This window comes from Niallia sp. WK069_GA_01 (genome assembly GCF_983173855.1).
In genome coordinates this window covers 2,868,185-2,888,752 of sequence record NZ_OZ470138.1, presented here as the reverse complement: position 1 = coordinate 2,888,752, position 20,568 = coordinate 2,868,185, and the positions used below count along the sequence as shown (strand labels likewise).

The 20,568-nt window shown below is 34.6% G+C and carries 25 protein-coding genes; 19 read left to right on the top strand and 6 right to left on the bottom strand.

What is annotated here, in order from left to right; genetic code table 11:
* Nucleotides 1-555: 555 nt before the first annotated feature.
* Nucleotides 556-1,176, top strand: coding sequence for an NUDIX hydrolase (locus AC5LWL_RS13745; protein WP_493434827.1), 621 nt, complete (start codon nucleotides 556-558; stop codon nucleotides 1,174-1,176).
* A 116-nt stretch (nucleotides 1,177-1,292) separates the two neighbouring features.
* Here AC5LWL_RS13745 and AC5LWL_RS13740 read toward each other — a convergent pair whose 3' ends face one another.
* Both AC5LWL_RS13740 and AC5LWL_RS13735 read right to left on the bottom strand, forming a co-directional pair.
* A complete protein-coding gene (locus tag AC5LWL_RS13740; protein ID WP_493434826.1) occupies nucleotides 1,293-1,436 on the bottom strand; it encodes a DUF4021 domain-containing protein in 144 nt (47 codons plus the stop codon).
* Nucleotides 1,437-1,648: 212 nt separating this feature from the next.
* A complete protein-coding gene (locus AC5LWL_RS13735; RefSeq protein WP_493434825.1) occupies nucleotides 1,649-2,215 on the bottom strand; it encodes a CBO0543 family protein in 567 nt (188 codons plus the stop codon).
* Nucleotides 2,216-2,789: 574 nt separating this feature from the next.
* Here AC5LWL_RS13735 and AC5LWL_RS13730 point away from each other — a divergent pair.
* From AC5LWL_RS13730 to AC5LWL_RS13715, 4 genes are all read left to right on the top strand, one after another.
* Entirely contained in the window at nucleotides 2,790-3,218 is a 429-nt protein-coding gene (locus tag AC5LWL_RS13730) for a cell wall hydrolase (protein WP_493434824.1), read from the top strand.
* A 186-nt stretch (nucleotides 3,219-3,404) separates the two neighbouring features.
* Nucleotides 3,405-3,887, top strand: coding sequence for an IS200/IS605 family transposase (gene tnpA / locus AC5LWL_RS13725; RefSeq protein ID WP_493434490.1), 483 nt, complete (start codon nucleotides 3,405-3,407; stop codon nucleotides 3,885-3,887).
* 257 nt (nucleotides 3,888-4,144) lie between these two features.
* The gene (locus AC5LWL_RS13720; RefSeq protein WP_493434823.1) at nucleotides 4,145-4,627 is read left to right on the top strand and encodes a YbaK/EbsC family protein; all 483 of its coding nucleotides are present in this window, start codon (nucleotides 4,145-4,147) and stop codon (nucleotides 4,625-4,627) included.
* On the top strand, nucleotides 4,620-5,390 hold the full coding sequence (locus tag AC5LWL_RS13715; protein ID WP_493434822.1) for a nucleotidyltransferase domain-containing protein: 771 nt from the start codon (nucleotides 4,620-4,622) through the stop codon (nucleotides 5,388-5,390). The genes AC5LWL_RS13720 and AC5LWL_RS13715 overlap by 8 nt, the downstream gene beginning before the upstream one ends.
* Before the next feature lie 878 nt (nucleotides 5,391-6,268).
* Here the strand turns inward: AC5LWL_RS13715 and AC5LWL_RS13710 are convergent.
* A complete protein-coding gene (locus tag AC5LWL_RS13710) occupies nucleotides 6,269-6,652 on the bottom strand; it encodes an AbrB/MazE/SpoVT family DNA-binding domain-containing protein (protein ID WP_493434821.1) in 384 nt (127 codons plus the stop codon).
* A gap of 935 nt (nucleotides 6,653-7,587) precedes the next feature.
* Nucleotides 7,588-8,208: a transcriptional repressor LexA gene (gene lexA / locus AC5LWL_RS13705; RefSeq protein WP_493434820.1), complete on the bottom strand. Its 621-nt coding sequence runs from the start codon at nucleotides 8,206-8,208 to the stop codon at nucleotides 7,588-7,590.
* Between the two features lie 155 nt (nucleotides 8,209-8,363).
* Between lexA and yneA the strand changes: the two genes are divergently transcribed.
* The 6 genes from yneA (at nucleotide 8,364) to AC5LWL_RS13675 (ending at nucleotide 13,102) form a co-directional block, all read left to right on the top strand.
* Nucleotides 8,364-8,678 carry a cell division suppressor protein YneA gene (yneA, locus tag AC5LWL_RS13700; RefSeq protein WP_493434819.1) on the top strand — a complete coding sequence of 105 codons (315 nt, stop codon included), beginning with the start codon at nucleotides 8,364-8,366 and terminating at the stop codon, nucleotides 8,676-8,678.
* 81 nt (nucleotides 8,679-8,759) lie between these two features.
* A complete protein-coding gene (locus AC5LWL_RS13695) occupies nucleotides 8,760-9,416 on the top strand; it encodes a YneB family resolvase-like protein (protein ID WP_493434818.1) in 657 nt (218 codons plus the stop codon).
* A gap of 248 nt (nucleotides 9,417-9,664) precedes the next feature.
* Nucleotides 9,665-9,901, top strand: coding sequence for a DUF896 domain-containing protein (locus AC5LWL_RS13690; RefSeq protein ID WP_493434817.1), 237 nt, complete (start codon nucleotides 9,665-9,667; stop codon nucleotides 9,899-9,901).
* Between the two features lie 177 nt (nucleotides 9,902-10,078).
* Nucleotides 10,079-12,085 carry a transketolase gene (gene tkt / locus AC5LWL_RS13685; protein ID WP_493434816.1) on the top strand — a complete coding sequence of 669 codons (2,007 nt, stop codon included), beginning with the start codon at nucleotides 10,079-10,081 and terminating at the stop codon, nucleotides 12,083-12,085.
* Nucleotides 12,086-12,358: 273 nt separating this feature from the next.
* Entirely contained in the window at nucleotides 12,359-12,799 is a 441-nt protein-coding gene (gene sirA / locus AC5LWL_RS13680; RefSeq protein WP_493434815.1) for a sporulation inhibitor of replication protein SirA, read from the top strand.
* 84 nt (nucleotides 12,800-12,883) lie between these two features.
* Nucleotides 12,884-13,102 (top strand): YneF family protein, encoded by a 219-nt coding sequence (locus tag AC5LWL_RS13675; RefSeq protein WP_445487239.1) that lies wholly within the window; start codon nucleotides 12,884-12,886, stop codon nucleotides 13,100-13,102.
* A gap of 673 nt (nucleotides 13,103-13,775) precedes the next feature.
* Here the strand turns inward: AC5LWL_RS13675 and AC5LWL_RS13670 are convergent.
* A complete protein-coding gene (locus AC5LWL_RS13670; protein ID WP_493434814.1) occupies nucleotides 13,776-13,988 on the bottom strand; it encodes a Spo0E family sporulation regulatory protein-aspartic acid phosphatase in 213 nt (70 codons plus the stop codon).
* A 360-nt stretch (nucleotides 13,989-14,348) separates the two neighbouring features.
* On the opposite strand from AC5LWL_RS13670, the gene AC5LWL_RS13665 reads away from it, so the two are divergent.
* The 3 genes from AC5LWL_RS13665 (at nucleotide 14,349) to AC5LWL_RS13655 (ending at nucleotide 16,462) form a co-directional block, all read left to right on the top strand.
* A complete protein-coding gene (locus AC5LWL_RS13665) occupies nucleotides 14,349-15,056 on the top strand; it encodes a cytochrome c biogenesis CcdA family protein (protein WP_493434813.1) in 708 nt (235 codons plus the stop codon).
* Nucleotides 15,057-15,224: 168 nt separating this feature from the next.
* On the top strand, nucleotides 15,225-15,584 hold the full coding sequence (locus AC5LWL_RS13660) for a response regulator (protein WP_493434812.1): 360 nt from the start codon (nucleotides 15,225-15,227) through the stop codon (nucleotides 15,582-15,584).
* 413 nt (nucleotides 15,585-15,997) lie between these two features.
* Nucleotides 15,998-16,462, top strand: a complete 465-nt coding sequence (locus AC5LWL_RS13655; protein WP_493434811.1) for a CcdC family protein — start codon at nucleotides 15,998-16,000, stop codon at nucleotides 16,460-16,462.
* Between the two features lie 155 nt (nucleotides 16,463-16,617).
* On the opposite strand, the gene AC5LWL_RS13650 is transcribed toward AC5LWL_RS13655, so the two are convergent.
* Complete coding sequence (locus AC5LWL_RS13650) at nucleotides 16,618-16,887, bottom strand: phage holin family protein (RefSeq protein ID WP_493434810.1); 270 nt, start codon at nucleotides 16,885-16,887, stop codon at nucleotides 16,618-16,620.
* 284 nt (nucleotides 16,888-17,171) lie between these two features.
* Here AC5LWL_RS13650 and AC5LWL_RS13645 point away from each other — a divergent pair, with 284 nt between their 5' ends.
* From AC5LWL_RS13645 to ltrA, 5 genes are all read left to right on the top strand, one after another.
* A complete protein-coding gene (locus AC5LWL_RS13645) occupies nucleotides 17,172-17,390 on the top strand; it encodes a DUF1659 domain-containing protein (RefSeq protein ID WP_493434809.1) in 219 nt (72 codons plus the stop codon).
* A 168-nt stretch (nucleotides 17,391-17,558) separates the two neighbouring features.
* Nucleotides 17,559-17,774: a DUF2922 domain-containing protein gene (locus tag AC5LWL_RS13640; RefSeq protein WP_493434808.1), complete on the top strand. Its 216-nt coding sequence runs from the start codon at nucleotides 17,559-17,561 to the stop codon at nucleotides 17,772-17,774.
* A gap of 72 nt (nucleotides 17,775-17,846) precedes the next feature.
* Nucleotides 17,847-17,984 (top strand): YvrJ family protein, encoded by a 138-nt coding sequence (locus AC5LWL_RS13635; protein ID WP_493434807.1) that lies wholly within the window; start codon nucleotides 17,847-17,849, stop codon nucleotides 17,982-17,984.
* A gap of 306 nt (nucleotides 17,985-18,290) precedes the next feature.
* Nucleotides 18,291-18,497: a cold-shock protein gene (locus tag AC5LWL_RS13630; RefSeq protein WP_493434806.1), complete on the top strand. Its 207-nt coding sequence runs from the start codon at nucleotides 18,291-18,293 to the stop codon at nucleotides 18,495-18,497.
* Between the two features lie 663 nt (nucleotides 18,498-19,160).
* Nucleotides 19,161-20,450 carry a group II intron reverse transcriptase/maturase gene (gene ltrA / locus AC5LWL_RS13625; protein WP_493433353.1) on the top strand — a complete coding sequence of 430 codons (1,290 nt, stop codon included), beginning with the start codon at nucleotides 19,161-19,163 and terminating at the stop codon, nucleotides 20,448-20,450.
* Nucleotides 20,451-20,568: the final 118 nt, after the last annotated feature.

Genomic DNA, 20,568 nt, shown 5'->3' with positions numbered 1-20,568 from the left:
GTATGCAGGCTGCTCCCTGCTTATAAACTTAAGATATCTGCTTCTTTTCATGTGCCGTGGTGCAGATTTGGTTGCATGGTTGGCTACTCCGAAAATAGGAGTGGACTCTCAAATAGTCCGCAGCCTGCATACACTTCGCTTTCCTGCGGGCGAGCGCCGAGCCTCCTCGTTTACACTGCGGGGTCTCGTCATTCTCGCAATCCCGCGGGAGTCTTCGTGTATGCAGGCTGCTCCCTGCTTATAAACTTAAGATATCTGCTTCTTTTCATGTGCCGTGGTGCAGATTTGGTTGCATGGTTGGCTACTCCGAAAATAGGAGTGGACTCTCAAATAGTCCGCATCCTGCATACACTTCGCTTTCCTGCGGGCGAGCGTCGAGCCTCCTCGTTTACACTGCGGGGTCTCGTCATTCTCGCAATCCCGCGGGAGTCTTCGTGTATACAGGCTGCTCCCTGCTTATAAACTTAAGATATCTGCTTCTTTTCATGTGCCGTGGTGTAAATTTGCTTGCATGGTAAGATAGTATAAGCAAACAGGATGAAAGGAGGTGGATAAATGGAACTGGAGATGCTAAATATTTATGATCAGAATCTGAATCATATTGGAACGGCTAGTAGACAAGAAGTTCATAAAAGGGGATTATGGCATAAAACGTTCCATTGTTGGGTTGTCGCTAAAGAAGAGGATGGCAACTACATTTATTTTCAATTAAGAAGCAATAGAAAAAAAGATTATCCTAATAAGCTGGATATAACTGCTGCGGGTCATCTGTTAGCTACAGAGACTATTGAGGATGGGATAAGAGAAGTCAAAGAAGAAATCGGGATAGATGTAGCTTATAAAGAATTAGTTTGTTTAGGTATGGTGCAAAATTGCATTCTTTCTGAAAAGATGGTGGATCAAGAATTTAGTTATGTCTATTTGCATTATTTGCAGCCAAAAGCATCATTTACTCTTCAAGAGGAAGAAGTGGCAGGTATCGTAAAAGCAGAATTTGATCATTTTTATAATCTTTGTATGGACAGACAAACAGAAATGATCGTACAAGTGATTCAAGGTGAGGATAATAAACAACTTGAACATATGGTAAGTAAGAATGATTTTGTTCCCCATGAGGAGACGTATTTTAAGGCTGTAGCTGACTTAATAAAAAAAGAACTAGAAAGGAAAAATTAAACAACGTTTTCTAAAGAAGAAGAACCCCGAAAAGTAACAAGACATTTCCGGGGTTTTAATGTTTTTTGTTTTTAAAATATCAGTCAAGCAATTTGAATATACTTAGCTGTACGATTTTATTGATCAGTATTATGTGCATCATCTTCTTCTTGTGTTTCTGCCATTCCATATAAACCGTTCATTTCTTGCTCATCTTGGTCTAGCCCGATATCATTTTTTTTTTGCTCAAAATTTTCTTTTTCCATTGAATCTTTTTTCACAGTAATCACCTCTTTCTTATCATGTTATTTCATGATCGATATTATTCAAATAATAAATTATCTACCCAAAAAAAGGTTCCGCGGGTTGTATATAGAAGACAAACCAAACTAAACGATTGTCTAAAATAATAATTACAGATAATGTCTGCTGCTTCTTTCCTGTATGATGTGGCGAATCTTTATTGCATGGATGTCTAGCGATTCAGCAACTATTACGGGATTCCCACTTTCTTTTTAAGCCGTGTTATAAATAGCTTCAATACGATTCCGAGTAAAAAAAAGCCGAAGAAAGAATATGTATGGCACCAATGATTCCCTAATGCAAACATTCCTAATTTAACAAAAAATGGTTCGATAATATACGAAAATAAAATAGCCCAACAAAAATTAGCTAACAAGAAGGACTTCCACGTTTCAAAACGTTGATAAACGATCATAGCTGTAATAGGAATAATAACAAAATCTGCAGGGAGTAGTGGAGGAATCCAAGGAACTAATTTATCTGGATATCCCCATAACATCATTTCTGTTCCTATTACGTCTAAAATTATGGAAAAACATGAGCATAATAACCCATAACAAAAAATCTCGAAAAAGCGATCTTTTTTCACAAATCTCCACCATATAAAATAAGGAAAAATAGTTGCGCAAATAAGTATCCACCAATTTAATGAAAATAAATCATGATTGATCCAATGAGAATATATTAGTTTTAATAACTTTGATTTCTCTTGATTAATTTCTAAATAGGTAGGTTCATGCAGAAGAACAAATTTCATATTATCTCACCATTTCGTGTTTTATAAGAACATTGCATTGACAAAGCGGGCATATTCCTTAACCTAAAGGAAAAATGGTTAGAACAGTTTATCTTGGAAAAGAAGGTCGTTATTCTTTTAGATAAATATCTATAAATCAAAAAAGCAAATGAACTAGTAGTAAAACATCATGCTTAGTATGAGCAAAAATGAAATAAATATGAATTTTTAAGTGGTTTGAATGGAATAGTAAGGAATATGAATAAGGATACTGAAAAAGGTAGGAGTAAAGATATGAAGGTATACATCGTTGGAATATTTTATATGGCATTTATTAGTACCTTGATTTTTCTAAGTTATTATATTGGCTGGTCAGAGTTTAAAAAAATAATTGAATTATAAAGGTTTTTTTCTTAAAGATTGCTGTTAGAAATGGATATAACAAAGAGGAGGATATAATCAGTTTATTTTAATATGTGTAAAAGAATCCACCTTCATATGGGAAAAGCTGTTTGTTTTGATTTATTTAGGAGGAATAATAAATAGTCATGGGATAAGTTTTCTTCTAATATGATAACAAATAGGGGGTGATGTGATGGCAGTGGTAAAAGCAACAAATGCGGATATTGATTTATTAGCAAGACTTCTTCGGGCAGAGGGAGAAGGTGAAGGAGAACAAGGCATGCTGATGATTGGAAATGTAGGGATCAATCGAATGAGAGCAAATTGTTCTGATTTTAAAGGGATTCGCAGTATACCGGATATGATTTATCAGCCGCATGCGTTTGAAGCAACTACAAAAGGTTATTTTTACCAAAGGGCGAGAGAAAGTGAGAAAAGGTTAGCAAGACGTGCGGTGAATGGAGAGAGACTATGGCCATCTAAGTATAGTTTATGGTATTTTCGACCACCGGGGGACTGTCCTCCTACATGGTATAACCAGCCACATGTTGGGAGATATAAACTGCATTGTTTTTATGAACCAACTTCAGAAACCTGCGAAAATGTATACAATACTTTTTGATTGTCCAAACAGTTCTAACTTTTAAGACGGATGTAACATCTGTCTTTTTTGTTTTTATGGAAAAGAAAACCCTAGGCTAGGCCTAGGGTTCTAAAAAGCTTATAGCGTGGTATTAAAAAAACTCTTCCGAGATGCTAAAATATTTTTGGTTCGCCAACCAAAATATCAGCATACGGAGGAGTTTTTATGTCAAAAGACAATAATAGTTTAGCACACACAACATGGAATTGTAAGTACCACATAGTGTTTGCCCCGAAATATAGAAGACAAGTAATTTATGGGAAAATCAAAAAGGATATCGGGGAAATATTGCGTAGGTTATGTGAAAGAAAAGGTGTAGAGATTATCGAAGCAACAGCATGTAAAGATCATGTGCATATGTTAGTAAGTATTCCACCGAAGTTAAGTGTGTCAGCATTTGTAGGATATTTAAAAGGAAAAAGTAGTTTGATGATATTCGATCGTCACGCAAATTTGAAATACAAATATGGAAACCGAAAATTTTGGTGTACGGGATATTATGTGGATACAGTTGGAAGAAACAAAAAGGTAATAGAAGAATATATACGAAATCAAATTCAAGATGATATAGTCGCAGAACAATTAACGATGATGGAATACATGGATCCATTCACAGGCGAAGAGGTAAAGAAAAAGAGACGAAAGTAAGCAGAAGGCCTTTGAGGTCTGGCCAGTAGAAGTAGTACACTTGGCGAACCATTCAGTAGCCCTTTAGGGTTTGGTCAGTAACAAAGGCTTTCAGCCGTAGAGCAAACCACCCGTTATCACGGGTGGTTTTGATTGTGAAAATCGAGAAACAAAACGGTTTCAATCAGGAATTTCGTGCTAAACGATTTGAGATAAAAGAAAGCTAATGGTATATTTTAAACTATTAAATAGTAAAAATATTTAGAGGAGTTTAATAAATGTCATTAGCAAATGCGAAAATTCATTTAAAACAGTGGAAGAAGGATCAAGAAATTAAAGAATTCACGAGTTCAAGTGCAACAGTATTAGAAGCAGCTAATACATTAGGTGTTAAGCCTGAACGGATTGCAAAAACGCTTTCCTTTCGACATGGTGGAGAGAATGCTTTATTGATTGTTGCTGCTGGAGACGCAAAGATTGATAATAAAAAATTCAAAACAACATTTGGAGAAAAGCCAAGAATGTTGTCCGCAGAAGAAGTGTTAGAGAAAACCGGTCATGCAGTAGGTGGAGTTTGTCCATTTGGATTAATAGAAGATTTAGATGTCTATTTAGATATTTCTCTTAAGCGTTTTTCAACTGTATTTCCTGCATGTGGAAGCAGCAATTCAGCCATTGAATTGACAAATGATGAGCTGTTTCAAATAGGGAATGGAAAAGACTGGGTAGATATTTGTAAAGGTTGGGAGAGTAATGAATGAAATAATCAAGGAACAATTAAATAAGATAGAAAAAGAGCATCAAGTTAATATTTTATATGCTTGTGAAGCAGGAAGCCGATCTTGGGGTGGGGCATCAGCAGACAGTGACTTTGATATTCGTTTTATCTATATGCATAAAAAAGAGTGGTATCTAACGCTAGATAAAAATAAAGATAGTATGGAAATGCCATTAGAGATAAATATTGATTGCAGCGGTTGGGAGTTAACGAAGGCATTACGATTATTTCGGAAATCCAATCCTTCCATATTTGAATGGCTACAATCAAACACAATTTATATCCAATCAGATTATTTTATAAAGAAACTCCATGAAATAAACCAAATAGCGTTTAATCCAAGAGCATGTTTTTATTATTACCTAAATACGGCAAAAAAAAATTTCCAAAATAGTCTACAAAAAGATAAATTTACACTCAAAAAATACTTTTATGTTTTGAGACCAATTTTTGCATGCTGTTGGATTAAAAAGTATCAGACAATGCCTCCTAATGATTTCGCTTTTTTAATGGACGAACTTCTTTCGGCAGGAAGATTAAAAAGTGAAATCGGACAACTTTTGCAAGAAAAGCGAAGCGGAGATGGAGGGAAGTTGTTATCGAAAATCCCAATTATCCATGATTACATAGAGAGAGAGTTAGAAGAGTTAGAGAATGTCTTACCAATTATTCAAGGCGGCCAAGTAAATGAAAGAGAGCTTACGTTATTTTTGGATGATCTTTTTAGAGAATTATTAATTCCATAAGATTATGACAAAAGAAGTTCTGTTTTTACCAATAGAAGCTTCTTGTTAAAAAAGCAAAAGGTCCTACGTTATTCTTCGTCAGAATAACGTAGGACCTTTTTGCTAATGAGAAAGAGGCTAAAGACATAACTAAATAGATAATAGGTAAAGACGAACTTGCTCTAATTTAGCACGTAAATGGTTACTTCCCTATACTGGTTATTTATGTTTTTTCATATAGTTAACTCAAACTTCGCACCGTTAAATTCGCTTGCAAGTCTTGATATTACTCGGTTTAAGAACAACAAAATGGGAGGCTTGTTTTTTAGTGTGGGGGTTGCTTTCCACTACGGGTTGCTTCGCTTTCCGCGGGGTTATGCTTGAGCCTCCTCGGCGTTGCCTTGCGGGGTCTCAGCCTTCCCACATTTCCCGCAGGAGTCTTCGCACCCTCCGTTACAAGCAACCTGTTTTAGAATAAGTTCTTGTCTTCGAATTTCATGACAAGGTATGATGAGTAAACACTAGTAGCGTTGATTTTTTATGTTATTATTCAACGTTGTTCTCCCAAAATGTGCACTTTTAGTCTATTTCTATAATATGGATTTTTTTACCAGTTCAACGACAGCAACTAATGAATCAAAACGGCTTGATTGGAGTGTAAGGTGCGAAACTCCTGTGGGATTAGACCCTGCAGACCAAGGGCCGAAGCGGCTAAAGCCGAGCCCTACGGAAAGCGAAGTGTATTCAAGCTACGGATAATTACCACAAACCTTTTTTTTACATGAATAAAAAACCCAAATCATGATACGAAATATTATTTACGTCTTCGTATCATGGTTCGGGTTTATTTTCGGCTGGAATACTTATGTCCCAGCTTCTTCATTTGTAGGAAAAAGAGGTTATTTTTGATCTATTATATGGACTAATTCATCATACAAAAGCTGTAATCCTTTTTCACTGACTTCGACTTTGCCATCTGCCAATGCTAATGGTTTATCTACAAGCTCACCAGTTATTATACAATGTGCTTCTCTTTTGTATTTCTGCAAGATAATTTTATCTTCGTCTGTAAAAATCTCTAAAGGATCATCATAATTAATATTAAGTGTTTTTCGCAATTCTTTCGGTACGACAATTCTGCCCAGCCTATCTGTTTTTCTTACAATTCCAGTACTTTTCATTATTTTCTTCCTTTCTCTTAAATAAATAATAGTAGGAAAAGATAAAAAGATGGAAGTAGTTAAAGAATATGCATGAAGGGAAAGAACATATTCTTTATTCAACAGTTGATAGTTCCTTCTATTTAATCTTAATAATAACAAAAAATTCTAAAAATAGGAATTAGCACTGGATAAGAAATCAGAATTAATGAAAAGATTTTTGGAAAGTAAAATCAAGAAGGGAAGGAAAGAGCTTGCATTGCAGCAATTAACAAAAATATATCTAGTAAGATTAAATGTCTTAAACACTTATTTTTGCATCTATTATAGTCATCCTTTAATCTTTGTAATTCAATGTTAAATAATTTGTATTCTAATTCATTCTGCATGTCATCACCTTATGTCTTTTAGTTATAGTTTTCTTTTCCCAGGTGCAGATTTATTTAAACATATTAAGCAGGAATCAATTAAAATATATTCTTGCTTAATATGTCTTCTCATAAAAAGAAGCTAACGCCTACTGTTTAGTAGGCGTTAGCTTAGGCTACCCTGTAAAAAGTCTTTGGCTCTTTCGATAAGTCCGCAGCCTACATGCACTTCGCTTTCCTGCGGGCGAGCGTCGAGCCTCCTCGCTGCGCTGTGGGGTCTCGCCTGTCTCGCTTTCCCGCGGGAGTCTTCGTGTATTCCGGCTGCTCCCTGCTTCGACGAAAAAAACTTAGGGTATTGCTTCTTTTCATGTGTTTTAGTGCAAATTTTGTTGAAGGGGTGTCTTACCAGAAATAGGGTTTGTCCCTCTCAATAAGTCCGCAGCCTACATGCACTTCGCTTTCCTGCGGGCGAGCGACGAGCCTCCTCGCTGCGCTGTGGGGTCTCGCCTGTCTCGCTTTCCCGCGGGAGTCTTCGTGTATTCCGGCTGCTAGCTGCTAATAAATTTAAGAAACCTACTTCTTTTTATGTGTCTTGGAGTAAATTTTGTTGCTTGGCTGGCAACTGTAAAAACGTCTTTTCGGTTTTAACCAGCAATTAACAAAAGATGATTATTTTCTAGTTAGATAGAATTATTGAATGTGGCGATAAACACCTATAACTTTTCCAAGGATAATAACATTGCGTAAAATGATTGGCTCCATTGAACTGTTTTCTGGTTGTAGTCTAATAGAATCTTTTTCTTTGAAAAATCGTTTGACGGTCGCTTCATCATCTTCTGTCATCGCAACTACGATGTCACCATTGTTCGCAGCACTTTGTTGCCTAACGATCACATAATCTCCATCTAGAATCCCTGCTTCAATCATGCTTTCTCCCATAATTTCAAGCATAAAAATCTGTTCATCACTTGGAGCAAGCCTTTCTGGCAAAGGAAAGTATTCTTCAACATTTTCAATTGCAGTTATTGGCAGGCCGGCTGTCACTTTCCCGACTACAGGCACATTAATAATATTATATTTAGGAACGGAGCTTTCTTCCAAATCAAGTATTTCAATAGCACGAGGTTTAGTAGGATCTCTTCGAATTAATCCTTTGCTTTCTAATCTAGCTAAATGGCCATGTACAGTAGAGCTTGAAGCAAGTCCTACAGCTTCGGCAATTTCTCTTACAGAAGGAGGATAGCCTTTTGAGCGGACTTCATCCTTTATATAATCTAATATATCTAGTTGTCTTTTAGATAATTTTTGCATATTATGCACCTCAAGTTTATTTTCTTTTGCTAATTATAGCATGTATTACCAAACGATACAAACATAAGTTCTGATTTTTGGTTGACACGAAACATTTGTTCGTATAACATGTAAATACAGAGACGAACATATATTCTAAAAAAGGGTGATATTAAATGTTGAAAAAAATATGGACAAATTATTCTTACTCTATTATTCTAATTGTTTGTAGTTTTATTACATGTTTAGTTGTGCTATTAAGTCAGGACTATTATGATAAAGATCAATATATAAGTGTTACAGTGGAAAAAGGGGATTCTATTTGGCGGCTTTCAGAGAAATATGAAGGGACATATCAAATGTCTAAAAAGGATTTTATTCATTGGGTAGAAAAGCAAAATAACCTTTCAGCAAATCAGCTTGCAGCTGGTGAAAAAATTAAAATACCTGTTCGGTTAGAAGATGTAAACATCCAGTTAGCATCAGAGTAATGGTTATAAATGAATAGAAGAGAAATTAAATATAAATATAATGTAAGATAAAAAGACAATACATGATAATGGTGGTAAAAAATGAATGCGATTATTTATTGCAGAGTAAGTACGGATAAAAAAGAACAAGCATCTTCTCTAAAAAGACAGGAGGAAGAATTAATACAGCTTGCTCATGATAATAATTTTACGATTGCACATATTATTAGAGAACAGGCAAGTGGTTATGATTTAGAACGTGATGGCATCTTAAATTTATTAACCTATATAAAAGATAAAGATATTTCTGCTATTTTAATTCAGGATGAAACAAGATTAGGAAGAGGAAATGCAAAAATAGCTATTTTACATTGTATTTTAAGAGAAAATGTAAAACTGTATAGTATTTCACATTCAGGAGAGTTAATTTTATCAGATGCTGATTCAATGGTTCTACAAATTGTTAGCTTAGTAGAAGAGTACCAAAGAAAAATTCATAATATTAAAATTAAAAGAGGAATGAAAAAAGCAGTTGAAAATGGTTATAAACCACATAAAAACTTAAAAAATGTTGGAGAGCACTCGGGACGAAGCAGAGTAGAAGTCCCTGTAATGGAAATTGTTAAATTAAAAGAGAATGGGCTAACTTTTGCTGAAATTGCCTCAACATTGCGAGGGTTCGGATATAGTGTTTCAAAGGCAACGGTTCATAGAAGATATCAAGAATTTTGTGAAAAAGCGGAAAAAGAGACAAAATAATAGTAAGCTTTATTTCGTTTATTTTGTAGATTATATATGATATAATATCGCTTTGATAAAGCGGTAGGATTTAAGAGGAAAATTTTATTCTTAAATAATTAAATGGATGTTATGCTCTGTTGTTTAAAAGGAACACTGTATGGAAGTTAAATGTACCAAGTGATAAAGTAATATTGCATGGCGATAGCCTCCTGTTATCCTGAGATTTTACTCAGGATTATAGGTAACATGAATGGAGGGAGAATGGTATGATTTCTAATCATAAGTTGGCTAGAATAAATGAACTGGCTAAAAAGAAAAAAGAAAGTGGTTTAACAGCAGAAGAATCAAAGGAGCAAACGAAATTAAGAGCTGAATATTTAAAAGGGTTTCGCTCGACTATGTTAAACACTTTAGAAAATGTAACGATTTATGATCCAAATGGGGATGATGTAACACCGCAAAAACTAAAAAATCAACAAAAAAACAGAAAAAAACTACATTAATATAGCTATAACTATGTTTTATCTTGTTTAGCCCCTTGAAATATTTCGAAGGGTTTTTTATAGATAAATTTAATTAAATAATCAGGAATTTCAATTTTCTTAACTGTATTAGTTGTTTTATCATGCATTGGCATTTAATATAATACTGTAATGAATATTTATGAGAGGATGTTTTACATGACAGTAAACATTGATAATTTATCAATAAATTCGATTCGTACTTTGTCTATTGACAGTATCGAAAAAGCGAATTCTGGTCATCCAGGAATGCCGATGGGAGCGGCTCCGATGGCTTATACATTATGGACTTCATTTATGAACCATAATCCAAAAAATCCTAAATGGTTTAATCGTGATCGTTTTGTTTTATCAGCAGGACATGGATCTGCTTTATTATACAGCTTGCTTCATTTATCAGGCTACGACTTATCCATCGATGATTTAAAACAATTTCGCCAGTGGGGCAGTAAAACTCCTGGTCATCCTGAATTTGGACATACTGCAGGTGTTGATGCGACAACTGGTCCACTTGGACAAGGAATTGCGATGGCTGTTGGAATGGCTCTTGCAGAACGCCATTTAGCTGCTGTTTATAACAGAGATTCTTATAATGTAGTAGATCATTATACATATGGTATCTGTGGAGATGGAGATTTAATGGAAGGCGTTTCTGCAGAAGCAGCTTCATTTGCGGGGCATTTAAAACTTGGCAGACTTGTTGTAATGTATGATTCTAATGATATTTCATTAGATGGAGATTTAGATAAATCTTTCTCTGAAAGTGTAGAACAAAGATTTAAGTCTTATGGATGGCAATATATCCGTGTAGAAGATGGCAATGATATTGCTGCTTTAACTAGTGCGTTAGAAGAAGCTAAACAAGATGAAAATAGACCAACATTAATTGAAGTAAAAACCGTTATTGGATATGGCTCTCCAAATAAATCTGGAAAATCAGCGTCTCATGGTTCTCCATTAGGTGCAGATGAACTGAAATTAACAAAAGAAGCATATAAATGGACGTTTGAAGAAGATTTCTATGTTCCAAAAGAAGTATATGCACATTTTAAACAAAAAATTGCTGATAGCGGTGCACAAAAAGAACAAGAATGGGAAGAATTGTTTGCTAAATATGAGACGGAATTCCCAGTATTGGCAGAACAATTTAAAGTTGCTATTTCAGATACTCTTCCAGAAGGATGGGATCAAGATATTCCTGTTTACGAAGAAGGAAGTAGTTTAGCAAGTCGTGCTTCATCTGGACAAGTATTGAATGGAATTGCAAAAAATCTTCCTTCTCTAATTGGTGGTTCTGCAGATTTAGCAGGAAGTAACAATACGATGATCAAAGAAGAAAAAGATTTAATTCCTGAAGATTATGAAGGACGTAACATTTGGTTTGGTGTACGGGAATTTGCAATGGGAGCTGCATTAAATGGTATAGCTCTTCATGGCGGTTTAAAAATCTTTGGAGGAACTTTTTTTGTTTTCTCTGATTACTTAAAACCTGCTATTCGACTAGCAGCAATTATGGGCTTGCCTGTAACATATGTATTTACGCATGATAGTATTGCTGTTGGTGAAGATGGTCCAACACATGAGCCTGTAGAACAATTGGCTGCTTTACGTGCATTGCCAAACTTATCTGTCATTCGTCCAGCAGATGGAAATGAAACGGCAGCAGCATGGAAATTAGCGATTGAATCGACTAATAACCCAACTGCGTTAGTACTAACCAGACAAAACTTGCCTACAATTAAAGATACAGATAAAAATGCATATGATGGTGTCTCAAAAGGAGCATACGTAATTTCTCCTTCTTCAAAAGAAACACCAGATGCTCTGTTAATTGCAGCCGGATCAGAAGTCGGCTTAGCAGTGCAAGCACAAAAAGAATTAGAATCTGAAGGAATCCATGCTTCTGTAGTTAGCATGCCTTCATGGGATCGTTTCGAAAAACAATCTGCTGAATATAAAAACAGTGTTATTCCTAAAACAGTGAAAAAACGTTTAGCACTTGAAATGGGAAGCTCATTAGGATGGCACAGATACGCTGGAGATGAAGGCGAAGTATTAAGTATTGATACATTTGGCGCATCTGCACCAGGAAATAAAATTATGGAAGAGTATGGATTTTCTGTAAAGAACGTTGTAGCTAGATTAAAAACAGTGTTAGAAAATTAAGTAGTATTCGTACAACTCTATAAATGCAAAAAGAGTGGGATTAACTATTCCGCTCTTTTTGAGTGTAGAAAAGAAATGCGCTGAAATTTTTGCATACTAGAAAGTTCGATATAAAGCTGATTTGTCATTATTTTAAAGAAAAAATCGAGAAAATTAGAAAATTTTAAGCGATTCGACAAAACTAGTTCATTTTTTTTACACCTTGAGACACAACCTGTGCAAGTATCTTTTTATAATAATAGAAAGAGTAAAATACAGGTAGGTGGAGCTAGTATGAGAAAATATAAATTGTACTTAATAGAAGATACTATTGCCTTACATTATAATGGAAAAGAAAGAATGTTTTACAATTTATTTTTTGAGCATACTAATGCAAAGGATAAGGAAATAAAAGAAATACTACAAAAGCAGATTGATTACATAACTCTTCCGATTCCAGTATGGAAATTGCAACAGTTGTTATATAGTGAATTACAAACAAAAAAATATTTTCAGCATAAAAATAATAAGTTTTATATAGAAAATGGGAATTTAAGTAAGGCTGAATTATCTATGAATAAAAATAGTTTAAGTATAAAAGCAGAAGGCTATTATGATGCTGAGTCCATTTTTTTTGAGATTATTCGTAAAAATGAACCTTCTTTTTTAGCTGTGGACATGGAAAATGTACGTTATGGATGGTTAAAGCCCATAAAAGAAAGAAATTTTGTTTGAAAAAGAGAAATTAGAGTGCAAATATTGTATAATATTATCTGGTCTAGTACACTAAGTGGTAGACAACAAGAAGGAGGAATAAATATGACTACTTGGCTTTCTATTGTGCTAATTGTCGTAGCGCTACTCGCTGGTATTGCTATTGGATTTTTTATCGCTCGTAAATACATGATGAGTTATTTAAAGAAAAATCCACCAATCAATGAGCAAATGTTAAAAATGATGATGATGCAAATGGGAATGAAACCTTCCCAAAAGAAAATTAATCAAATGATGTCAGCGATGAACAAACAAACTAAATAATATAGGACAAGCACTTATGTTTTATTGATGGTGTTTGCATGAACTGCAATTATTTCTATTACTTATTAATATTGTGGTACATCCATCTATAGATTTGATTTTTGTAAGTAATAATGTAATGAATATTTGAAGTGGCCACTATTATTTTGTACATACGTACAAAAGTAGTGGCTTTTTAATGTCCAAGCAATTGATGTGACTTAGAGGTTTGGCAGCACTTCCTAGCTAAAGAATGGTGGGGTGCAAGGAGTATGTGGTAACAGAAAAGGCTTACACAGGATATGGAAAGGAAGTAACTTAATCAGTATTACACTGGCTGGAAGGACGGTCTGTTGCAATCTTAGACGAGTTCAAAACAACATCCATAATCGGCCAATATCTTATTATCACATGCTCTTTTTTAAATAGTATGGATAAATAAATGTTATAGGAGTAGATAAGAAAACAGTTTATCAAGTATTATACAGGTTTTTACAAATTCGTTGAAAGACGTTGGAGAGATAGCAGTAGCGGCTAAAAGAAGGTTTGAATTAACTGTTTATTACATGAAAGGTTAATCAAGACTGGGTGATAAAAAACAATAAAAGAAAAAAATCCAAAAGTCGGTGTAAACTGCCAAAATCCGGTTTTGGTTTTTTCTTTAATAGAAGCAATAAAAATTTACGCTATGGATTTATTTTATTTTTTTAATAGAAGGCAGATGACTTTTAGTATGGTTTAATGAACCTGTAATTAATTTGGTTTTATCATTATATTTATTTAAAAGCTGATCAAGCTCTTGGCTACACGTGATAGCATTAGGCGATGAGAAACCATGCTTTCTCACAACTTCTACTAGCTCGTCCCTTTTTCTTTCAATCAGGTAAAGTAACTGCTGTTTTGACATGGTTGATAGTCCTTTCCAGCCTGTGCAAGAATTTAATAAGAGTTTCTCTTAATGTTTTAAGCCTAATGGACAACTTCATTTGAAGATTAACAAATGAAAGGAGGATTTGCGCTATCGTTTGTGATGTTTTGACGGGCAATTTTCCTTTTGCTTATTAATCATATTTGCAAGAATATTTGTTTCTGTGTGATTAGGAATTTTTGAAGAGTTTTTGTATGATGGTAACTTTGTTAAGATGATAATTTCGATGTATTTAATTATAACTATATTTGGAAGTAAATGCAAAAAATAAGTTGTCTACATATTTTATAACATGGCAAACATATATTGTATAAACAAGAATAATAAAAGGGGGATATAATGACTGATATCAATGTGTTTTTAGCATTGGGAGCTGGTTTTTTAAGTTTTATTTCGCCTTGCTGCCTGCCACTTTATCCTGCTTTCCTATCGTATATTACCGGAATGTCATTAGGAACGGTTAAACACGAAAAAATATTATTGCAAAAGAGAAGCTTGCTTCACACTCTATTATTTCTATTAGGATTTTCTATCATATTTATAGCACTTGGATATGGATCTTCCATTATTGGGCATCTCTTTTATGAAAATCGAGATTTAATAAGAAGAATTGGAGCAATAATAATTGTAGTTTTTGGTTTGATTATTATTGGAGTTTTGAATCCAGCCTTTTTTATGAAAGAGCATCGTTTTGTTTTAAAAAATCGTCCAGCTGGGCTAATTGGTTCTATCTTTATTGGAATGAGCTTTGCAGCAGCCTGGACACCGTGTACTGGTCCAATATTCGGAGCGGTTTTATCATTAGCAGGAATGAATCCTAGTGCAAGTTTACTATATATGGGAGCCTATATAGTAGGATTTTCCCTGCCATTCTTACTGCTGTCCTTTTTTATTGGAAGTATAAAGTCTATACAAAAACATAGTCTAACTTTTATGAAATTAGGTGGAGTATTGATGATTGGAATGGGATTCATTTTATTTTTTGACGGTATGAAGTGGCTTATTTCTATCCTAAATCCTATATTTAAAGGATTTAATGGCTTTTAAATGTTGATAGTTCTGTAAAAATTATTGATTGTATTTCAAATAAAAGAATTATAGAATTAAATTAGTAATTGAAATGAATGGAAAGTTCCGTTATAGTGAATGAGTATAATTTATATAGTAAAAAGGAATTAGTTTGAACTTCTGTTATGTATTGAGGAGGAAACAACGATGGCAAGAATATTAATTGTGGATGATGCAAAATTTATGAGATTAACTCTCTCCAATATTTTAACAAAAGCTAACCATGAAGTAGTTGGAGAAGGAGAGAATGGGAAAGAAGCAATACGTTTGTATCGTGAGTTGGATCCGGATATAGTCACAATGGATATTACAATGCCTGAACTGAGTGGATTAGAAGCAGTTAAGGAAATTCGGAAAGAGTTTTCAGATGCGATAGTAATTATGTGTTCTGCAATGGGGCAGCAAAAAATGGTTGTTGAAGCGATAGAAGCCGGAGCTAAGGATTTTATTGTCAAACCATTTGATGAAAATAGAGTCTTAGATGCAATTAATAGAGTTTTAAAGTAATTAGCAGTTTAAGAATATGATAGTAATCTATCATATTCTTTTTTATTGTTCACAAGGAAATGATAATCGAAGTGGGATGATGGGTAACTTGGCGCCGTTAGCTTTTATTCATTTTGTTTCTATTCTATTTTAATATGTTATTTAAATAGCAGTAGCCAAAATACCTTTGGTGTGAAAAGGAAGACCACTAAAAGAGGTAAATCTTATGAAATAAAAATGGTACTAACCCAAACAATCAAGGCATTTTTAATCGGTTTTCTGCACACTTTAAGGTTTCGAATTAATTTCAATTTGTCGTTTAACTGATCCTATTTTTTTATATAATAATCCGTGATATAATATCTTCTTAGTTAATGAATATATGGACGAATATAATTCTATCAAAATTATAGTTAAACAAAGGAGAAATGGAAATGACACCAGTCATTCTTTCATCAATAATAGCTGTTTTTATGGGAGTATTTGTAATGTTTGTTCGGATGAAAGCAGCTAAAAAACCGGTATCAGCAAAAAAAATAATATTACCGCCAATATTTATGAGCACGGGAGCTTTTATGTTTTTCTTTCCAGAGTTTACTGTTACAGGAAAAGAAATTTTAGAAGCGGCTATCGTAGGGATGTTGTTTTCTATTTTATTAATTAAAACATCTAATTTTGAAATAAAGGACAATAATGTTTATTTAAAAAGATCACGTGCTTTCGTATTTATATTATTTGGGTTATTAGCAGTTAGAATAATAGCAAAATTTATTTTGAGCAGTACGATAGATATTGGTCAATTAAGTGGTATGTTTTGGATTTTAGCTTTTAGCATGATTGTACCATGGCGTATTTCTATGTATTTCCATTATCGGAAACTTTCAAAACAGCTAAATTAATAAGGTTTCAACAATAAATGCGGGATTTCTCTAAGAAGTCCCGCATTTTAATAAACTTATCATCTTTAAAATGTATTTTCACAACTCCTTGGTTCATCTCATTATCATCTTGGGCAATACTTCTTCTTCTATTTATAATGCTAAAAAACCCTATTTTATTTTTTGTTCGGTGACTGATTAAACGGGTTTTGTTTGAGCATTTGATGACCTAACACTGCAACACCAACTGCTATAATTCCATTTGTAATGGCATCAAAAGTAAATCCGTACGCAAAGGTTCCTAAAAGAATCGAAATAGCAAGCAATATCCAAATAATGAGCCAGTCTGGGATTTTTGGTGTTTGCTTCAGTGCGTAACCAATCACCCATAAAACGGGTATTAATCCATAATAGTTTTCATTTAAATAACTTTTTAATAAATCCATCTGCATGTCCCTCCTTCCTTCTGTTTTGTTTATACTATGGAAACGGAAGTAGAAAGTTTGTTCAGATAACCAATTTTAATATAATATTAAAAATCTTTCTTTTTGCTTAAAATGTAATCGGATACATGGAAGGAGAAATAGGTAGTCGGCAAAAAAGAAATAGGGAATGATTCAAGTGGACTAAATATTTCTCAACATGCTGAAGCAAGTATATTTATTATTTTTACCTATCCTTTTCTGGTATTTTGTTCTATATAGAGAGTGAGAGGGGAGGAGGTGAAAGGATGGCGCAAGCGACTTTTAATAATTCGTTGATTAAATTAGTATTCCAAAACGGTGTGAAGGAAAATGGTGAAGCGAATTTTGTTTCCAAGTCTTTACGCAATGTGAAAGAAACTGCAACTCCAGAAGAGATTATGCAAGTTGGAGATGCGATTGCTTCCATTGTAGAGTGGCCAATTCATTCTATTATTAAAAATGCGAGCTTTGATCTAACTAAATAAGAGTTTGTTTTAATCGTTTATTGTTTTGGAAGAAAAGTAATAAACAATTTTGGAAGCACGCCGCAGCCTAGATAAACATAACTTTCGCCCGCTGTCAGGCTGCGGCTAATGACAACACTTTTACGAAAGATATTAAAATCATGGAGGAACGAGAAGGAGGAAGTATAAATGGCTAAAACATTAGAACTCACTTTTTTAACTAGTAATGGAAAAACGAGTAAACTTTCGTTGGAAAGCCCAGTTGAACCTGTTAACCAAGGGCAAGTTTTAGCAGCCATGCAGAGTATTATTACCGCTAATATATTTGCTAATGAAAATGGCGAGCTTATTGGGGCTAAAAGCATTCGATTAGTAGAACACAATGTAACGGAGTTTGGAATTTAATTAGAATATAATAGGATGGTAGACGTCTCTATTGTGATAATCTACCATCCTATTAAAAGGAGAGTGGCAATAGTGAATGAAATCATATCATTTATAAGTCAAGTTGGTTTTCCGATTGTAGTAAGCTTTTACTTATTAAATCGAATAGAAGCAAAACTTGATATAATGATCCAATCCATTCAGAGCTTATCTCATGATCACGGAGGGTAAAGAATCTATTTAAACGATTGCTGTTTTTCCATGTCAGAAGCAACGATCAGATTGAAAATAGCGTAGGAAAGAAGCTAAAGGAAAGTCTGTTTCGTAGGAATTATCTGATAAATGAAAGGGTTTACTATTGACATTAATAGTTAAAAATGTTAAATTTATATTGCCGTTATGAAAACGTATTAAGCGTTTATTAAGTCAACTTTTCGAATATTATTTATTTGAAAGAATGATAGAAAATGCTTTATGCGCTGAAAATGGTAAATTATATACAAAGCTTACATGGCTTGTTTAGGAGGATTTTTTTACATGAAAAACGGTAAAGTAAAATGGTTTAATGCAGAAAAAGGTTTTGGATTTATTGAAGCAGAAGATGGAAACGATGTATTTGTTCATTATTCAGCAATTCAAGTCGAGGGCTTTAAATCATTAGAAGAGGGGCAAGAAGTATCTTTTGAAGTAATTGAAGGTGCTCGTGGGCCACAAGCTGCTAATGTAACTAAACAAGCAATTTAACTAATAGAGTTGTTCAAAAAATACGTTGAAAATGAAACGTTCCGAGCTCCATGTTAAGCAGCCTCGAACTTCTCGGTTGTTTTTACCCATTTTTTGAACACGTACTTATATGAAGTATCGGCAAATGTGCAATCTTGGCTGTCATTCCTTGGAATGGCAGCTTTTTAGTGTGCCGGGCATGTTCACTAGCTAGGCGGTGCAAGTCCGCTATGGGCGTTGGGATATGCGAACCATTAGTCGAAGGCAAGGGTGTCCGTGGTGACGCGGAATCTGAAGGAAGCCCTAGACAAATCCTTGGTCTGAGGTATACGAATCACATTAGAGGTTTTCATTTCAGGACGAGTTTGCTAAACAAAATGAAGTCCTAAATATCCCCGGATGAAATGAGAATAAATGTGGCAGATAGATGAGGAGAAAGCGAGTGAACTTACCCCGGGAGGTCTCTTGAATATCCTATTGGGAACCTATCTAGTGATAGATAGCTGAATCAAGAGAAGTCAGCCGAAGTCATAGTATCAAATCTAGGATTTGAGAAGGACGGAACGAAAGGAGCGACCGTGCTAGAGTTATTGATAAGGAAACGAGGAAACAGAAACAAAATGACTATACGAGAAAAGAAGGTTCGGAAAACCGGAGTTTCTCGGATAGAGTGGAGTTAGCCTTATGCAACCTCAACAGCATGGGAACAATATGAAATCAACGGTAAGTCTAATTATAAAGATAACAGAACTAGATAATTTGAACCATGCTTTCAAGAAGGTGGAAAGGAATAAAGGAGCAGCAGGAGTCGATGCGAAAGATATAGAAGCTACTCGCCTTTATTTGAAAGAAGAAGGTCAACAAATTAGAGAACTTATTAGAGAAGGAAAGTATAAACCAAAAGCAGTAAGAAGGGTGGATATCCCCAAACCGAACGGGGGAACAAGGAAACTTGGAATCCCTACCGTGACAGACAGAGTCATTCAACAAGCAATTGTGCAGAAACTTACCCCCATCTTTGAAAAACAATTTAGTTCGTATAGTTATGGATTTAGACCAAATAGAAGCGCACATCAAGCGATAGAACAAGCAAGACAATATATCGAAGATGGCTACAATTTTGTCGTAGACATAGACCTAGAGAAATTCTTCGACCGTGTTAACCATGACAAACTCATGTCGCTTATCGCGAAAACGATCACTGATAAACCAACCTTGAAACTAATCAGAAGATATCTCCAAGCAGGAGTGATGGACAATGGGTTAATTAAACCGAATACAGAAGGAACACCACAGGGTGGCCCATTAAGTCCGTTACTGAGCAACATCATGCTTCACGAATTAGATAAAGAATTAGAGAAGCGTGGGCACAAATTTGTGAGGTATGCAGATGATTGTAATATTTTCGTTAAAAGCAGGAAAGCAGGAGAACGAATAAAAGAAAGCATCACTCAATTTATCGAGAGAAAATTGAAGTTGAAGGTGAATCAGGAGAAAAGTGCGGTGGGAAAGCCGATAGCACGGATATTCTTAGGAGTAAGCTTCTACCAAAGAGGAAGGAAAACTAGAGTATTTGTGCCAAAAGAGCGGAAGAAAAGGTTCGAAGAAAAATTAAAGAAATGGACCAACCGAAATTGGGGAGTAAGCATGGAATTCCGTGTGAAGAAAATAAACCAACTGATACAAGGTTGGGGAAATTACTTTAAAATCGCGGATATCAAGCAATACGCACATAAAATCGATAGTCATACGAGACGTAGGTTAAGAGCGTGTAGGTGGAAAGAGTGGAAGAAGGTTAAAACGAAATATAAGAACCTTGTAAAACTTGGGATATATAAGGAAGAAGCTAAAAAGAACGCCAACTCCCGTAAGGGATATTGGCGCCTATCAAACAACCCTATATTACATCTTGCATTAAATAATCAATATTGGCAAGATCAAGGTTTAAAATCCTTATCGAAGGTGATTTCATAAACTTTCGAACCGCCGTATACCGAACGGTACGTACGGTGGTGTGAGAGGTCGGCACGGAAATGTGCCTCCTACTCGATTTTGACTAGTAAATGATAAACTATCAAAAAATGTATTAATA

What these genes read in the sequence shown, in the direction of transcription:
- AC5LWL_RS13745 (WP_493434827.1), top strand. Translation starts at nt 556, where the DNA reads ATGGAACTGGAGATGCTAAATATTTATGATCAGAATCTGAATCATATT.
- AC5LWL_RS13735 (WP_493434825.1), bottom strand. Translation starts at nt 2,215, where the DNA reads ATGAAATTTGTTCTTCTGCATGAACCTACCTATTTAGAAATTAATCAA.
- AC5LWL_RS13730 (WP_493434824.1), top strand. Translation starts at nt 2,790, where the DNA reads ATGGCAGTGGTAAAAGCAACAAATGCGGATATTGATTTATTAGCAAGA.
- tnpA (WP_493434490.1), top strand. Translation starts at nt 3,405, where the DNA reads ATGTCAAAAGACAATAATAGTTTAGCACACACAACATGGAATTGTAAG.
- AC5LWL_RS13720 (WP_493434823.1), top strand. Translation starts at nt 4,145, where the DNA reads ATGTCATTAGCAAATGCGAAAATTCATTTAAAACAGTGGAAGAAGGAT.
- AC5LWL_RS13715 (WP_493434822.1), top strand. Translation starts at nt 4,620, where the DNA reads ATGAATGAAATAATCAAGGAACAATTAAATAAGATAGAAAAAGAGCAT.
- lexA (WP_493434820.1), bottom strand. Translation starts at nt 8,208, where the DNA reads ATGCAAAAATTATCTAAAAGACAACTAGATATATTAGATTATATAAAG.
- yneA (WP_493434819.1), top strand. Translation starts at nt 8,364, where the DNA reads ATGTTGAAAAAAATATGGACAAATTATTCTTACTCTATTATTCTAATT.
- AC5LWL_RS13695 (WP_493434818.1), top strand. Translation starts at nt 8,760, where the DNA reads ATGAATGCGATTATTTATTGCAGAGTAAGTACGGATAAAAAAGAACAA.
- AC5LWL_RS13690 (WP_493434817.1), top strand. Translation starts at nt 9,665, where the DNA reads ATGATTTCTAATCATAAGTTGGCTAGAATAAATGAACTGGCTAAAAAG.
- tkt (WP_493434816.1), top strand. Translation starts at nt 10,079, where the DNA reads ATGACAGTAAACATTGATAATTTATCAATAAATTCGATTCGTACTTTG.
- sirA (WP_493434815.1), top strand. Translation starts at nt 12,359, where the DNA reads ATGAGAAAATATAAATTGTACTTAATAGAAGATACTATTGCCTTACAT.
- AC5LWL_RS13675 (WP_445487239.1), top strand. Translation starts at nt 12,884, where the DNA reads ATGACTACTTGGCTTTCTATTGTGCTAATTGTCGTAGCGCTACTCGCT.
- AC5LWL_RS13670 (WP_493434814.1), bottom strand. Translation starts at nt 13,988, where the DNA reads ATGTCAAAACAGCAGTTACTTTACCTGATTGAAAGAAAAAGGGACGAG.
- AC5LWL_RS13665 (WP_493434813.1), top strand. Translation starts at nt 14,349, where the DNA reads ATGACTGATATCAATGTGTTTTTAGCATTGGGAGCTGGTTTTTTAAGT.
- AC5LWL_RS13660 (WP_493434812.1), top strand. Translation starts at nt 15,225, where the DNA reads ATGGCAAGAATATTAATTGTGGATGATGCAAAATTTATGAGATTAACT.
- AC5LWL_RS13655 (WP_493434811.1), top strand. Translation starts at nt 15,998, where the DNA reads ATGACACCAGTCATTCTTTCATCAATAATAGCTGTTTTTATGGGAGTA.
- AC5LWL_RS13650 (WP_493434810.1), bottom strand. Translation starts at nt 16,887, where the DNA reads ATGGATTTATTAAAAAGTTATTTAAATGAAAACTATTATGGATTAATA.
- AC5LWL_RS13645 (WP_493434809.1), top strand. Translation starts at nt 17,172, where the DNA reads ATGGCGCAAGCGACTTTTAATAATTCGTTGATTAAATTAGTATTCCAA.
- AC5LWL_RS13640 (WP_493434808.1), top strand. Translation starts at nt 17,559, where the DNA reads ATGGCTAAAACATTAGAACTCACTTTTTTAACTAGTAATGGAAAAACG.
- AC5LWL_RS13630 (WP_493434806.1), top strand. Translation starts at nt 18,291, where the DNA reads ATGAAAAACGGTAAAGTAAAATGGTTTAATGCAGAAAAAGGTTTTGGA.
- ltrA (WP_493433353.1), top strand. Translation starts at nt 19,161, where the DNA reads ATGCAACCTCAACAGCATGGGAACAATATGAAATCAACGGTAAGTCTA.